This is a genomic window from bacterium (assembly GCA_026708015.1).
Lineage (GTDB): Bacteria > Actinomycetota > Acidimicrobiia > Acidimicrobiales > Bin134 > Poriferisocius.
The window spans coordinates 1-13,038 of record JAPOVT010000043.1 but is presented as its reverse complement, the minus strand read 5'-3'; the positions used below and the strand labels follow the sequence as shown (position 1 = coordinate 13,038).

Annotated in this window: 13 protein-coding genes and 1 tRNA gene; 5 read left to right on the top strand and 9 right to left on the bottom strand. The window is 66.6% G+C overall.

What is annotated here, in order from left to right; translation table 11 throughout:
* Positions 1 to 32: 32 nt before the first annotated feature.
* The 3 genes from OXG30_09365 to OXG30_09355 form a co-directional block, all read right to left on the bottom strand.
* Positions 33 to 1,487: a circularly permuted type 2 ATP-grasp protein gene (locus OXG30_09365; GenBank protein MCY4135106.1), complete on the bottom strand. Its 1,455-nt coding sequence runs from the start codon at positions 1,485 to 1,487 to the stop codon at positions 33 to 35.
* Positions 1,488 to 1,536: 49 nt separating this feature from the next.
* Positions 1,537 to 1,611 (bottom strand) — tRNA-Pro (locus OXG30_09360).
* 65 nt (positions 1,612 to 1,676) lie between these two features.
* Positions 1,677 to 2,156, bottom strand: coding sequence for a CarD family transcriptional regulator (locus tag OXG30_09355; GenBank protein ID MCY4135105.1), 480 nt, complete (start codon positions 2,154 to 2,156; stop codon positions 1,677 to 1,679).
* 133 nt (positions 2,157 to 2,289) lie between these two features.
* On the opposite strand from OXG30_09355, the gene OXG30_09350 reads away from it, so the two are divergent.
* Positions 2,290 to 3,312: a hypothetical protein gene (locus tag OXG30_09350; GenBank protein MCY4135104.1), complete on the top strand. Its 1,023-nt coding sequence runs from the start codon at positions 2,290 to 2,292 to the stop codon at positions 3,310 to 3,312.
* 17 nt (positions 3,313 to 3,329) lie between these two features.
* Here OXG30_09350 and OXG30_09345 read toward each other — a convergent pair whose 3' ends face one another.
* Both OXG30_09345 and OXG30_09340 read right to left on the bottom strand, forming a co-directional pair.
* Positions 3,330 to 4,046, bottom strand: coding sequence for a DUF429 domain-containing protein (locus tag OXG30_09345; protein ID MCY4135103.1), 717 nt, complete (start codon positions 4,044 to 4,046; stop codon positions 3,330 to 3,332).
* Entirely contained in the window at positions 4,039 to 4,947 is a 909-nt protein-coding gene (locus tag OXG30_09340; protein MCY4135102.1) for a glutaminyl-peptide cyclotransferase, read from the bottom strand. Before OXG30_09340 ends, OXG30_09345 begins: the two co-directional genes overlap by 8 nt.
* Positions 4,948 to 5,207: 260 nt before the next feature.
* Here OXG30_09340 and OXG30_09335 point away from each other — a divergent pair, with 260 nt between their 5' ends.
* Entirely contained in the window at positions 5,208 to 6,293 is a 1,086-nt protein-coding gene (locus tag OXG30_09335; protein ID MCY4135101.1) for an acyl-CoA dehydrogenase family protein, read from the top strand.
* A 34-nt stretch (positions 6,294 to 6,327) separates the two neighbouring features.
* Entirely contained in the window at positions 6,328 to 7,593 is a 1,266-nt protein-coding gene (locus tag OXG30_09330) for a sulfotransferase (protein MCY4135100.1), read from the top strand.
* Positions 7,594 to 7,602: 9 nt separating this feature from the next.
* Here OXG30_09330 and OXG30_09325 read toward each other — a convergent pair whose 3' ends face one another.
* From OXG30_09325 to OXG30_09310, 4 genes are all read right to left on the bottom strand, one after another.
* On the bottom strand, positions 7,603 to 7,950 hold the full coding sequence (locus tag OXG30_09325; GenBank protein ID MCY4135099.1) for a DUF5615 family PIN-like protein: 348 nt from the start codon (positions 7,948 to 7,950) through the stop codon (positions 7,603 to 7,605).
* Positions 7,947 to 8,369 (bottom strand): hypothetical protein, encoded by a 423-nt coding sequence (locus OXG30_09320; protein ID MCY4135098.1) that lies wholly within the window; start codon positions 8,367 to 8,369, stop codon positions 7,947 to 7,949. The genes OXG30_09325 and OXG30_09320 overlap by 4 nt, the downstream gene beginning before the upstream one ends.
* Before the next feature lie 101 nt (positions 8,370 to 8,470).
* Positions 8,471 to 9,445: an LLM class flavin-dependent oxidoreductase gene (locus OXG30_09315; GenBank protein MCY4135097.1), complete on the bottom strand. Its 975-nt coding sequence runs from the start codon at positions 9,443 to 9,445 to the stop codon at positions 8,471 to 8,473.
* Positions 9,446 to 9,505: 60 nt separating this feature from the next.
* Positions 9,506 to 10,618, bottom strand: a complete 1,113-nt coding sequence (locus OXG30_09310; GenBank protein MCY4135096.1) for an LLM class flavin-dependent oxidoreductase — start codon at positions 10,616 to 10,618, stop codon at positions 9,506 to 9,508.
* A gap of 95 nt (positions 10,619 to 10,713) precedes the next feature.
* Here OXG30_09310 and OXG30_09305 point away from each other — a divergent pair, with 95 nt between their 5' ends.
* Together OXG30_09305 and OXG30_09300 are read left to right on the top strand one after the other, a co-directional pair.
* Complete coding sequence (locus OXG30_09305) at positions 10,714 to 11,649, top strand: alpha/beta hydrolase (GenBank protein ID MCY4135095.1); 936 nt, start codon at positions 10,714 to 10,716, stop codon at positions 11,647 to 11,649.
* A 63-nt stretch (positions 11,650 to 11,712) separates the two neighbouring features.
* The coding region (locus tag OXG30_09300) for an MFS transporter (GenBank protein ID MCY4135094.1) at positions 11,713 to 13,038 on the top strand (1,326 nt) is incomplete at its 3' end.

The following is a 13,038-nucleotide window of genomic DNA, read 5'->3' as shown; positions in this document are numbered from 1 at the left end:
AAGTCCTGGTTCGCTTGCGTGTCGGGCCAGCATCAGCTCGGGGCTGCCGTTGTCGGTTCGGGGCTGCCCAGCACCCATGTGTCTTTGGAGCCTCCGCCCTGAGAGCTGTTGACGATGAGCGATCCTTCCCGCAGGGCCACCCGAGTGAGCCCGCCGGGTATCACCTCCACCTGCTCGCCGCTCAATACGAACGGGCGCAGATCGATGTGGCGGGGGGCGAATCCGTCGCCGCTCCACGCGGGCAGCCGGGACAGGTTCACCACCTCTTGGGCGATCCAGTTGCGGGGGTCGGCCAGGATCTTGTCTCGGGCCTCGGCCAGCTCGGCATCGGTGGCCCGGGGGCCGATCACGATGCCGTAGCCCCCGGATTCGGCCACCGGCTTGACCACCAGTTGGTCGAGGCGCTTCAGCACCTCGTTCCGCTGGTCCTCCTCCCACAGCAGGTAGGTGTCGGCGTTGGGGATGATCGCCTCCTCGCCCAGGTAGTAGCGGATCATGTCGGGCACGTAGGCATAGACCGCCTTGTCGTCGCCCACTCCGTTGCCCACCGAGTTGGCCACCGACACCGTGCCGGCCCGAGCGGCGGCCATCAGGCCGGGCACCCCCAGGGTGGAGTTGGGGTTGAACACCACCGGATCCAAGAAATCATCGTCGATGCGGCGGTAGATCACGTCCACCCGCTCCAGGCCCCGAGTGGTGCGCATAGCCACCACATGGTCGTCCACCACCAGGTCGCGCCCCTCCACCAGCTCCACGCCCATGCTGCGGGCCAGAAAAGCGTGCTCGAAGTAGGCCGAGTTGAAGATGCCCGGGGTGAGCACCACCACGGTGGGGTCGTCGCCGCATGCGGGTGGAGCGATAGAGCGCAACGCCCGCAGCAGCGACCGCCCGTAGTGGTCAACCGAGCGAACCGCCAGATCGGAGAAGGCGGCGGGCAACAGCTTGGTCATGGCCGCCCGGTTCTCGATCACATAGGAGATGCCGCTGGGGTTGCGCAGGTTGTCCTCCAGCACCCGGTAGGCGCCGTCGGCGTCGCGCACCAAGTCGATACCGGCCACCAGGCAGCGCGCCCCCAGCGGGACCGACACGTTCATGGCCTCCCGCTCAAAGCCGGTGCATGAGGTGATCAGCCGGCGGGGGACGATTCCGTCGTTGACGATGGCCTGCTCACCGGCGTAGATGTCGTCGAGGAAGCGGTTGAGGGCGGTGACCCGCTGGATCAGGCCCCGCTCCAGCATGGACCACTCCTCGGCGGCGATCACCCGAGGGAACAGGTCCATGGGCCAGGTACGCTCGGTGCCCTCGTCGCCGCCGTACACCGTGAAGGTGATCCCCTGGCGGCGGAAGGATTCGTTGCGCTGCTCTTCGAGGGCCTTCACCTGTTCCGGCGTCAGCCGGTCGAACCACTCCTGCACCGGCCGGTAGTGATCACGGATTCGCCCCTGCTCGTCGACAGCCTCGTCGAAGAACCCAGGAGCGCCGGACATGGCCGCCATTCTAAGTGGTCGGGTTTCTCCGGGTTTCGTGTTGGTGGGGTCGGGCTGGCCGGATTTGAACCGGCGACCCCCTGCTCCCAAAGCAGGTGCGCTGACCAAGCTGCGCCACAGCCCGTGTTGGGGGTAAGCGTACTCGTCGCCCTAGTGCCGGAGAGCAACTGGTTTTCCCGCCCGGCGGGATCAGGACAGGGCTTCCTCCACCCGGTCGAGGGCCTCGTCCTCAGACACGTTCAGCGAGAAGCTCAGCTCCGACACCAGCACGTTGCGGGCCTTGGTGAACAGGCTCTTCTCGCCGGCGGAGAGTCCTTTGTTCTGGTCTCGCAGGGCCAGGTTCCGCACCACCTCGGCCACCTGGTAGACGTCGCCCGACTTGAGCTTCTCCTGGTGGTTCTTGAACCGGCGGCTCCAGTTGGCGGGCTCGCGCACGTCGCGCTTGCGGAGCACCTCGAACAGGTCCTCCACGTCCTCGGTGGAGATGGGCCACCGCATGCCCACCTCTTCGGCCTTGGACACGGGCACCGACAGCACCATCTCGCCGTGGGCCATGCGAAGCACCAGGTACTCGGTCTTTTCTCCGAATGCCTCTTTCATCTCCCGCTTGACCACGGTGGCTGCTCCGTGGTGGGGGTAGACGACCTTGTCACCTTTTTTGAACGTCATTGTGCTCCGAGGGGCTCAGGGGAACCCCCTAAGGATGCCATCATCGGGAGCGGTTTCGCATCTTGGGTGCAATCTCCTGCTTTCCCGCCAAGCTCCATGCACAACGACAGCCCAGCGACCAAGATGGGCGAAGATGGCTTCGCTTCGAACCGAGATAACCGAGATCGTCACCGGGCTGGGGATGCTTGAATTCGATTCGCTGGATGAGGCGCTGGCGGCCCGCCCCTCGAAGATGGTGGGGGTGGAGCACCGCCACTACGACAAGCTGATCGCCGCCCGGGCCGACGGTAAGCACGGGGTGCAGTTCGAGGAGGCTTGGGCCAACGGCCTGGCCTTCGCGGTGGCCGAAGACGGCTTGCGGGAGAGGGCGCCGAAGCGGGTGGAGTGGAAGGGCCCCCATCAGGCGCCCTCCTATGAGCAGACGCCGGCTGATCTGCGGATCGACCATGTGTATCTGGTGAGCTGCAAGTACGGGTCGAGCCTGCTGCACAACGTGGCTCCCGGGCACCTCTTCGAGCGGCTGCTGGCGGTGAGGCGAACCGGGGCAGGGGACTGGTACGCCGAAGTGGCCCTGGCCGAGTACCAGGCCCTCTACCAGGCCGCCCGCCAGTATCTGGCCAGCCACGAGGAGGGGTTCGACGACCTGCCGCCGTCGGTCACCGATCTGAGCGCCGACCAGCACAAGCGGCTGAAGCGGCCCTTTGCCCGCCGCTGGCCCGAGCCGCTGGCCGAGGCGGCCCACTGGTTCTCGGTGGCGGTGTCGCAAGCTTCCGCCGAGCGGTGGCTCAAGGCGCTGGGCCATCGGGCCACCCGTCGGGAAGAGGCGCTGTGGCGCCTGCTGCGGCTTCAGCCCGCGCCCTATTTCGTGTTGGGCACCGACCACCGCCGCCGTCCGGTGCGCTATCGGGTGGACACCCCCTGGGATTTCCGCCAGCGGTTCGCGTTCAGGTCGTTCGACGTTTGGCCGGAGGCCCGGGTGCAGCCGGTGGTGCGCTGGCGGGGCGACCTGATTGTCAAAGCCACCGACACCCCCGTGCACGTGGACGGACATGTAGAGGTGCGGTGGAGCCACGGCCGCTTCCAGGGGTCGCCCGAGGCCAAGGTATATCTCAAGACCCCCCACCTGGAGACCCCCGGCTATACGGAACTGTCGTAGCTGGCCTTGATCGGAGATCAGGCCCAGATGGCCATCGGATAGCCGGTGGTGTCGATTTCGCCGTGTCCCAAGATCATCGCCGTGCCGGCGGCCATGCGCCGGGCAGTCCAGGCCGCGGCTGTGGCGTCGATCAAGTCGTGCAATTCGCAGGGGCGTTCCTTGTGAACTAGCTCCCATTGAAGCCTGTCGAATTCAGGTTCGAGGGCGGCGAAGCGCTCGGCGATCCCTCCTCTTCGATGTTTGGAGATCGACATCGGCTTACCAGCCAGCACGGCAAGACTGGTCTCGGGGTGGACCTCGGCTGCCTGGGGCTGAGCCTGCGGGGCCAGGTCAGCGGGAGACAACACGCCCCGAACCTCACGCACCTTGGGGAGCAGGTTGAACGCCTGGATCGACAGGCCTTGTCCCGTGACGCGCTTGGAAAGCTTGTTGGCCCTGGTGTGGTCGGCTGACTCCAGCAAATAGAGGGAAGGAGTCCAGAACAGTGATGAGCGCCGAGGGCCGAGCAGGTCTTTGGCCTCGCGATCGGAACGACGCCGAACCTTGTCAGGCAGACCGATGGGCATGTCGATCGCAACGGCCAAGAGCCGGCGTTTCCGAGCTCTTGCCCATATTTCGGCGAAGGACGTCGATAGCCAGAACTCCACGGGGGAGCCGGGAATTGTGCTGGTGGTGGCCATCACCCAGCCCCCTCTGGTTCCGTCCACTCCCGCCACCCGCGCTACGTCACTCAAAACGGACCTCGAAGATGGTGGGCCAGCGCTTGCCGGTGATGAGGAAGGTTCCAGTGTCGGGCCGGTAGGCGATGCCGTTGAGGACGTCGTTGCTGTCGGTCAATTCTGGATGGGGGCTGATGATCCCGGCCATGTCGGCTTCGGCGGCGACCGACCCGGTGTCGGGGTCGATGACCACGATGCGGTCGGTGAGCCAGACGTTGGCCCACACCTGATTGCCGACGCACTCCAGTTCGTTGAGCCGGTTGACCGGGCTGCCGTCGGCCCGGGTGACGGCAACCGAGCCCATTGCCTCGAAGGTGGTGGGGTGTCGGAAGGTGAGCGTGTTCGACCCGTCGCTCATCACCAGGCGGGCGCCGTCGTGGCACAGCCCCCAGCCCTCGCCGGCGTAAGTGAAGCTGCCGGTGGGCTCGAGCGTGTCCCGGTGGTACACCCCAGCGGTGCCCGCTTGCCAGGTGAGCCAGATGAGTTGGTCGTCAACCAGGGCGAGGCCCTCTCCGAAGTGCTGGGGGTCGGCCGCGGTCTCCTGAAGCACTCGCCCGGTGGGCAAGTCGATGATTCGCAGCACGGATTGTCCTCGCAGCCCGGTGCCCTCGTACACCAGGCCGTCGAACCACACGAGTCCTTGGGTGAACGACGAGGTGTCGTGGGGATGGGTGGCCACCACCTGGTAGGTCAGCGTTCCCGACCAGGCAGGGGGCAGGGGTTCTGGAGGGGCCGGCGGTTCTTTGGGGGTGGGTTGGACGGTGGGAACCGGAGTTGTGGGCGCCGGGGTGGGATTCGCTGTGGGCGAAGCGGTGAGTTGAGCCGTGGGATTCGCGGTGGGTGAGGCAGTGGGTTGGGCGGTGGGATTCGCGGTGGGTGAGGCAGTCGGCGCTGCGGTGGCTGCGGGAGTTGCCACTGCGGTGGGCTGGGCGGTCGGGAAGGACGTGGGGACTGGGGAGGGTGATGCCGGGGCTGTCGCATCAGGGGTGGGCGAGGCCGGGGTTGGTGCTGTCGCATTAGGGGCAGCCTTTGGCGCAGGCGCATCAGCACCGCAGGCTGCCGCCAAGGCGATGGCAGCCAACAGCCATATCGCAGCTCTCAGGAGGTGATTGCGAGACAGAGCCGCCATTGTTGCTCAAATACGCCCCCCGGTCAGAGGGGTGTCACACTGAACCCGTGGATTTCTCCTTGTCCGAGCAGGAGCAGGCGGTGGCCGATCTGAGCCGTCAGATCTTGAGCGACCTGTCAACTCCTGAACGGCACAAGCAACTGGAGGCAGAAGGCGCCGTTCATGACACCCAGGCGTGGCAGGCGCTCAGCGAGGCCGGGCTGGTGGGCGTGTCTCTGCCGGCGGACTGCGGCGGGGGCGGCCTGGGATTCCTGGCCGCCTGCCTGATGCTGGAGGAGGTCGGCCGGACCACGGCCCGAGTGCCCTTCCTGGCCCCGGTGGCGGCCATGGCCGTAGCAGAGTTCAGCCCAGGCCACCGTTGTCTGGCTGGCATGGCCGAAGGGTCGGTGTTGGTATCGCCCGCATTGGTGGAACCGGGCCGCGACCCCGGCGAACCCTCTACGGCTGCGACCGCGACAGGCGATGGCTGGACGCTGAGCGGGACCAAGGAGATGGTCCCGTTTGCCGATCAGGCCCACTGTCTCTTGGTCACCGCATCGGCGGGCGATGAGGCCGGGCTTTTCCTGGTGGACAAGTCAGCCTCTGAGGTTGAGGTCGTGCTTCAGGAGACCACATCGGGGCTGGTCGAGGGGAAGGTAGTGCTGTCTGACGCACCCGCCGAGCGGCTGGGCGAGGACTCTGTACCGGTGGAATGGCTGGTGCAGCGGTGTACCGCGGCGCTGAGCGCGGTGGCCGTGGGGGTGGTGAGCGAGGCCCTGCGGATTACCGCGGCCTATACCAGTGAGCGGGAGCAGTTCGGTCGGCCCATCGCCACCTTCCAGGCCGTCGGCCAGCGGGTGGGCGACGCCTATATCGACACCGAGGCCATCCGCCTCACCGCCCTGCAAGCGTGCTGGCGGCTCGATCAGGGGTTGGAGGCATCGACCGAGGTTGCGGTAGCCAAGTACTGGGCCGCCGACGGCGGTCAGCGGGTGGCCAACGCTGCCCAGCACCTCCACGGCGGAATGGGCGTGGACCGCGACTATCCGCTGTGGCGCTACTACGTATGGGCCAAGCACTTGGAGCTGTCGCTAGGCGGGGCCACTGCCCAGCTCCTGCGCATCGGCGACGCCCTCGCCGCCGGCACCGCCTGAGCGTGGCGGATTCGAGGGGTTACCCTACGCCACCATGAGCGATGCCAAGCGAGACGTCAGGGCTACCGACGGGCGGTCTCTTCCCATGGTGGTGCGGGCGCTGAACGGCTATGGCCGCACCGTTCGCCGGATTCGACCCACACATGGCCGGCTCAATGCCGATGCGTTGGTGAACAAGGCCCAGGAGTCGGCCAAGCTCGACGACTTCGGACCCGACGGCTGGCAAGAGGGGTTCGAGATCCTGGTGGACTCGATCAACAACGAGGGCAATCTGAGCCAGCTGGGTCGGATGATCATGGGGGGCCTTCTCGACTCCACGCTCCAGATGCGGCTGCGGGTGATGGACTGGGCCCACCAGCATCCCGAAGTGGCCCGTGAGCAGATCACCGCGCCGATCGTGGTGAGCGGTCTGCCCCGCACCGGCACCACCTTGCTCAGCAACTTGCTTGATCTAGATCCTCAGAACCGGTCGCTTCTGGGCTGGGAGGCTGCGGCCGTCGCCCCGCCGCCCACCCTGTCGAGCCACAAAGAAGACCCCCGCATTGTTGCCTCAGTGGAGGGCTCGGGCCAGTTGTCCAAGCTGGCCCCCAGCGTTCAGGCCATGCACCCGATGGCGGCCACCCTGCCCACCGAGTGCGTGACGCTGCTGGGCGGGGAGTTCAAGTCGATCCACTTCGAGACCCAGGGCACGTTCGACACCTACGGCGCATGGTTTGAGACCTGCGACATGGTGCCGGCCTATGAGTTCCACCGCCTGTGCTTGCAGGTGCTGCAATCCACCATCCCGACCCAGCGGTGGGCGCTGAAGACGCCGGGCCACATGTGGCACATGGACGCCGTGTACGCCGTGTACCCCGATGCCCGGGTGGTGTGGACCCACCGCGACCCGCTCAAGGTGGTGGGGTCGGTGGCCAGCCTCAACAGCACCCTCCACGCCACCAACACAGACCAGGTGGATTTCGCCCGGGTAGGCCGAACCTGGCGGGACAAGTGCCTGCACGGCATCAAGGTGGGCGCCGAGTTCCGAGACCGGCAGGGGCCGAACGATACCGTGTTCGACCTCCAGTACGCCGAGCTTATGGACGACCCGGTGGGCTCAGTGGAGCGCATCTACCGCCACTTCAACATGGAGCTCGACGATCTCGGCCGGCGCAGGATGGCGGCGTGGATGGAGGAAAACCCCCAAGACCGCTTCGGAAGACACCGCTACACGCTCGACCAGTTCGGATTGTCAGCCGACGAAGTCCGCGAGCAATTCGCCCACTACGTCGAGCGCTATCAGGTACCCTCGGAGAGGTAGTAGGAGCCCTTAGGGCCAGTGGGTTCCGGGATAGGGGTTGGGGTTTTGGGCGGCCCACTGGTGTAGGTGTCTCGCGAGGTGGTGGGCTAGTGCGCCACCTCGTGGGTGGTCAGCTTTGCGGACTAGCACCACGGGTACACAGGGGTCGTCGTTGGCGAGTCGCTGGGCGGCGATTGCTGCGAAGTCTGAGAAGTTCTCGGTCACCACTACTCGGCTTTGTCTGAGGGCTTCGGCATAGACCGACTCGTCATCTGCTCCGGCGAGCCCGACGGCGGAGACGCTGATGGCGTCATGGCCCAGTGCGTTCAGCTCCTCCGAGGTCGATGGCGGCAGCATTTCGTCGATCAGCCACCTCAAGACGACAGCAAGTTCTCGCGTTGTTCAATCCGGCGGCGGATCTGCTCAGCGGCCCGCTCATTCGCTTCGATGCGAGCGTCGATCTCCTCGGGGAAGGAGCTATAGAAGTCGGCAGCCAAACTGACCATGCTCACCGGTAGTTCGAGTTCCTCGGCAAGACGCTCGATGCGGTCCATGCCTCGGCCCGACCAACCCCGCAGGTCGCGGATGACTTCCCATACATCTGGCCCGCCGACCAGCCCCGCTCGTCGCCCGGTAGGACCAGAGCGATAGATCACACCCGGGAACTCTCGGGTTTTCAGCCCCTCATCAAGCAGCGAGCTCACCAGCGATGTGGTTGACATGGAAGCGGCCCGACTCTCGGCTTCGAGGCGCTCCAACAGCTCATCTTCAAGGCGAAAAGAAGTAGGACGGGGCACAGCTCACCTCTCTTCTATGCTCAGTGCTTCTGCAGCCGATTTCATGAGAAACACGCTACATTGCACTACATAGAAATACAAACGCTTTGAACAGCAGCGGCTCAGAGGTGGGGGAGTACCTCGGTTTCGAAGAGGCGGAGGTTTTCCCAGGAAACGGCGGGGTCGAGGCCGCCCATGAGGGGGTGGAACATGAGGGCGTCGAAGTCGCCCATGGCCTTGATCATGTCGATGGCCTCGGCTGGGGAGATCAGTTGGTGCATGCCCATGGCCCGCAGGGCGTCGGCGTTCTCGACTGGCTCGAAGCCGGTGGCCGCGCCTGACTCTGCCGCCCATTGGCCGTAGGCGTTCATCTCGTGCAGGGCGTGGGGGGCGACCTTGGCCCAGGTGGCGTCGGGATCGTGGGTGATGTGCAGGTAGCCGACCCCGCCGGAGGTGGCCGGACCGGGGTCGTCACGGCCCAGTTTGATGACCTCGTCGCGGTAGAAGTCCCAGAACTCGGGCATGGTGGGCAGGAACCCATCCGCGATATGGGCCGCTCGCCGGGCCGCCTTCTCGCCGCTGCCCCCCAGCCAGATGGCCGGCCGGGGATTCTGATAGGGGGTGGGGGTGACCCGCACGGTGCGGCCCCGGAACTCAAACGGCTCGCCGGTCCACGCCGCCTTGAGGGTCTCCACCATCTCGGTGGTGAGGCGCACCCGGTCGCTCGTCGTATGCCCGAACATCTCGAACTCCGAGGGCACATAGCCCCCGGCCACCGTCACGCTGATGCGGCCCTTGCTGATCCGGTCGAGCACGGCCAGGTCTTCGGCGATCCGCAGCGGGTCGTGCATGGGGGCGATCAGCGCCGCCAGCATGATGTGGATGTTCTCGGTGCGGGCGGCGATGGCCGAGGCCAGCGCCACCAGCGAGGGCAGGTAGCCGTCGTTGGAGCCGTGGTGCTCCGACAGGGTCACCGACACGAAGCCCAGGTCCTCGGCCCACACCACCTGTTCGATGGCGGCGTGGTACAGCTCCTCCACCGGCACCGGGCAGATGTCGGGGCACCGGAAGTCGTAGCGGATGTTGAGCAGCGCCATGGCCGCCTCCAGTCTTCGGTTAGCTCTTCTTGAACGGGTAGTTGGCGGTCAAGGCGCCCCCTAGCTGTTCTTGAACTCCGGGATCACGTAGTTGCCCATGAGCTCGATGGAGGTCATCACATCCTCGTGGGCCATCTTGTACGGGTTGAACAGGCAGAACAAAAGGTCGCAGCCCACCGCCTCGTAGCGCTTGGCGATCTCCACACAGCGGTCGGGGTCGCCCATCACCGCGGCGCCCGACTCCCAGATGTAGTCCATGGTGATCTGGCCCAACAGGCCCTCGTCGCGGCTCTTGGCCGCGTCGCCGGTGTACTCGTAGGTGCCCAGCTCGGCCACCTCCAGGTCGGCCAGGTAGTCGGCCACCGAGGCGATGAGCCCGCCCCCGTAGCCCGGATACCACACGAACGACTCCTCGGCGGCGGCCCGGGCCTTCTCGTTGGTCTCATTGCAGTGCACCATGGTGAAGGTGGCGGCCCGCTCGTTGCGGAACGCCCCCACCGGCTCGTCGCAGTCGGCGTGGCCCTTGCGGAAGGCCTCGAGCCGCTCGGCCAGGTCCTCAGGCGGCTGGCCCACGGTGAACGAGCACAGCCCGATGCCCCGCTTGCCGATCTCATAGTGGCCCGGCACCGAGCTGGTGGCCCCCCAGATGGGCGGGTGGGGATCCTGGCGGGGCTTGGGCAGCACCCGGCGCTTGGGCATCGACCAGTACTCGCCCTCGAACTCGTACTCGTCGTTGGTCCAGCAGCCCACGATGTGGCGCAGGGCCTCGTCCCACTGGGCCCGGGTCTCGTTGGGGTGGATGTTGAATCCCTCCAGCTCGGCCCGGGTGGACGAGCGGCCGGTGCCGAACTCCACCCGCCCGTTGCTGATCAGATCGAGCACCGCCACCGACTCCGCCGTGCGCACCGGGTGGTTGTAGGGCTTGGGCAGAAGCCGCACGCCGTAGCCGATCCGCATGTTCTCGGTGAGGGCGGCGATGTGGCCATACAGCACCTCGGGGTTAGAGCAGTGGGAGTACTCCTCCAAGAAGTGGTGCTCCACCGTCCAGAACGAGTGGAAGCCCATCTTGTCGCCCAGAACGGCCTGTTCGATGGTGTTCTGGTAGGCGTTGTACTCGCTCTCACGAGTCCAGGGCCGGGCCACCGGAATCTCGTAGAACATCGCAAACTCCATGCCATTCCCCTTGAGTGTCGGCGCTGCTGTGTCCGGGCAGATCGTAAACGCCGCGACCCGCAGTAGGCGCATTGGGCTCGGGTAGGGTGCGGCCCATGGCACTAGATCCGGCCGCCAAGGCCGTTATGGACATGATGGAAGAAAACGGGGTCAGCTTTGCGGGCATCGCCTCGCTGACCGCCGAGGAGCTGCGCAACCGCATGCAGTTGGGCGACATGCCGGTGGAGGATGTGGCCCGCACTGAGGACCGGGTGATCGGTGGCGCCGACGGCGGCGATCTGCCCATCAGGATCTACTGGGCCGAGGCCACCGATGAGCCCCGCCCGGTGGTGGTGTTCTTCCACGGCGGGGGATGGGTGATCGGCGGCATCGACAGCCACGACGGCCAGGTGCGAGAGATGGTGAACCGCACCGGCATGGTGTACGTGTCGGTGGACTACCGGCTGGCCCCCGAGGCCAAGTTCCCGGCCGCGGCCGAAGACTGTTACGCCGCTACCCAGTGGGTGGCCGCCAACGCGGCGTCCATCGGCGCCGACGCCTCCCGGCTAGGCGTGGCCGGCGACAGCGCCGGAGGCAACCTGGCCGCGGTGGTGTCCCAAATGGCCCGCGACCGGGGCGGTCCGGCCATCGCCCATCAGCTGCTCGTCTATCCCTGCTGCGGCATGGACTCCAACGCCTGGCCGTCGCAGACCGAGAACGGCTTCGACTACTTCCTTACCAAGGAGTCGATGGACTGGTTCTACGACCAGTACGCGGATGTGGCCGACCGCGACAACCCCTATGCCTCGCCGATCAAAGCAGCCGACCTCAGCGGATTGCCCCCGGCGTGTGTGATCACTGCCGAGTTCGACCCGCTGCGCGACGAGGGAGAGGCCTACGGGGCCCGCCTCCAAGAATCCGGGGTGGCGTGTGAGGTCCACCGCTACGACGGCATGTTCCACGGCTTCTTCGGTATGACCTTGGCCATCCCCGGCGCCGTCGAAGCCCAGGAGACCGCGGCTGCCGCGGTGCAGGCCGCCCTGTCGGGATAGTCCCGGCGTGAAGCCCTGAGCACAAGCGCGGTCGGCTACGACGACCGCTACCGGTTCCGCCTGATGGCGGCCATCGTCCCCGTGCAGTTCGGGGTGAGCATGAGCCTGACGGTGATCGCCGTGGCCGTCGGCGACATCGCCCGCGACCTCGACACCGGAACCGATGCCGCCAGCTGGACGGTGAGCGGGGCCATCTTGGCCTCAGCGGTGTCCACGTCGCTGGGCGGCAAGCTGGGCGACATCTACGGCCACCGCCGGGCATTTTTGGCTTCGGCGGTGATGCTGGTGGTGGTCACACCTCTCAGCGGCCTGGCCTGGAACATCGAGAGCTTGATCGGTTTCCGGGTGGCGGCCGGGGTGGCCAACGGGGTGGCCACCGCGGCAGGCACCGCCATGGTGCTGCTGGCGTTTCCCGTCGCCACCCGCTCCCGGGCCATCGGCTGGTACCAGTCGGCCTTGTCGGGGGCACCCGCCATCGGGCTGATCGTGGGCGGGCAGATCGTCGAGCAGTTCGGCTGGCGGTGGGTGTTCGCCTTCTTCGGGGTGATCGCGGTGATCGGCCTGGTGACCAGCGCGACGGTTGTCCGCCCGATGGGCGGCGGCCTGGAAGTGTCGGTCGACTACTGGGGCGGCCTCACGCTCACCGCCGGGGTGGCACTGGTGCTGGTGGGGCTCACGCTGTTGGGCAACGACGGGGTGGGCACTTCGGTGAGCGTCATCCTCATGGCCGGCGGGGTTGTGCTTCTGGGGGCGTTCGCCCGCATAGAGCAGCGCGTGCCCGAGCCGATCATCAGCATGGCCTACCTGCGAAAGCGCAACTTCTCCATCCCCATCTGGGTGGTCACCCTGGCCAACTTCTCGTTCATGGGCGGTCTGGTGGTGACCCCGTTCTTGTTCACCGAGCGGTTGGGCTGGGGCCTGGGAGCGGCAACCCTGCTGTTGGCGGTGCGGCCGATCACGTTCAGCTCGTGCGCCTTTGCCGGGGGCTACATCCACCCCCGCTTGGGGCCCCGCACCACCCCGGTAGTCGGATCGTCGCTGTTGGCCGTGGGCATGGTGTTCTTCGCCCTGTCGGCCTGGCAGGCATCGCTGGGCTGGACGGTGGCGGGGCTGTTCGTGGTGGCCATCGGCCACGGCATCCAGCTCCCCTCGCTCACCACCACCGCCTCCGACGCAGTAGAGCCCGAGGACTACGGCGTGGCCTCGGGCATGCGGGGCACCCTCACCCAAGTCGGCGTCACCACCGGCATGCAGACCATGGTCGTCATGATCGGCACCGACATCACCGGCAACTCCCTGGCCAGCTCCTACCTCCTAGGCGCCGGCGCCGCCATCCTCGCCGTAGCCCTCTCCCTCGCCATCTCCCCCGGTTCAAGGACCGTCCGCACC

Bases quoted from the DNA above. Each gene is read 5' to 3' on its own strand.
- OXG30_09365 (MCY4135106.1), bottom strand. From the start codon at position 1,487: ATGTCCGGCGCTCCTGGGTTCTTCGACGAGGCTGTCGACGAGCAGGGG.
- OXG30_09315 (MCY4135097.1), bottom strand. From the start codon at position 9,445: ATGGCGCTGCTCAACATCCGCTACGACTTCCGGTGCCCCGACATCTGC.
- OXG30_09310 (MCY4135096.1), bottom strand. From the start codon at position 10,618: ATGGAGTTTGCGATGTTCTACGAGATTCCGGTGGCCCGGCCCTGGACT.
- OXG30_09350 (MCY4135104.1), top strand. From the start codon at position 2,290: ATGGCTTCGCTTCGAACCGAGATAACCGAGATCGTCACCGGGCTGGGG.
- OXG30_09305 (MCY4135095.1), top strand. From the start codon at position 10,714: ATGGCACTAGATCCGGCCGCCAAGGCCGTTATGGACATGATGGAAGAA.
- OXG30_09355 (MCY4135105.1), bottom strand. From the start codon at position 2,156: ATGACGTTCAAAAAAGGTGACAAGGTCGTCTACCCCCACCACGGAGCA.
- OXG30_09330 (MCY4135100.1), top strand. From the start codon at position 6,328: ATGAGCGATGCCAAGCGAGACGTCAGGGCTACCGACGGGCGGTCTCTT.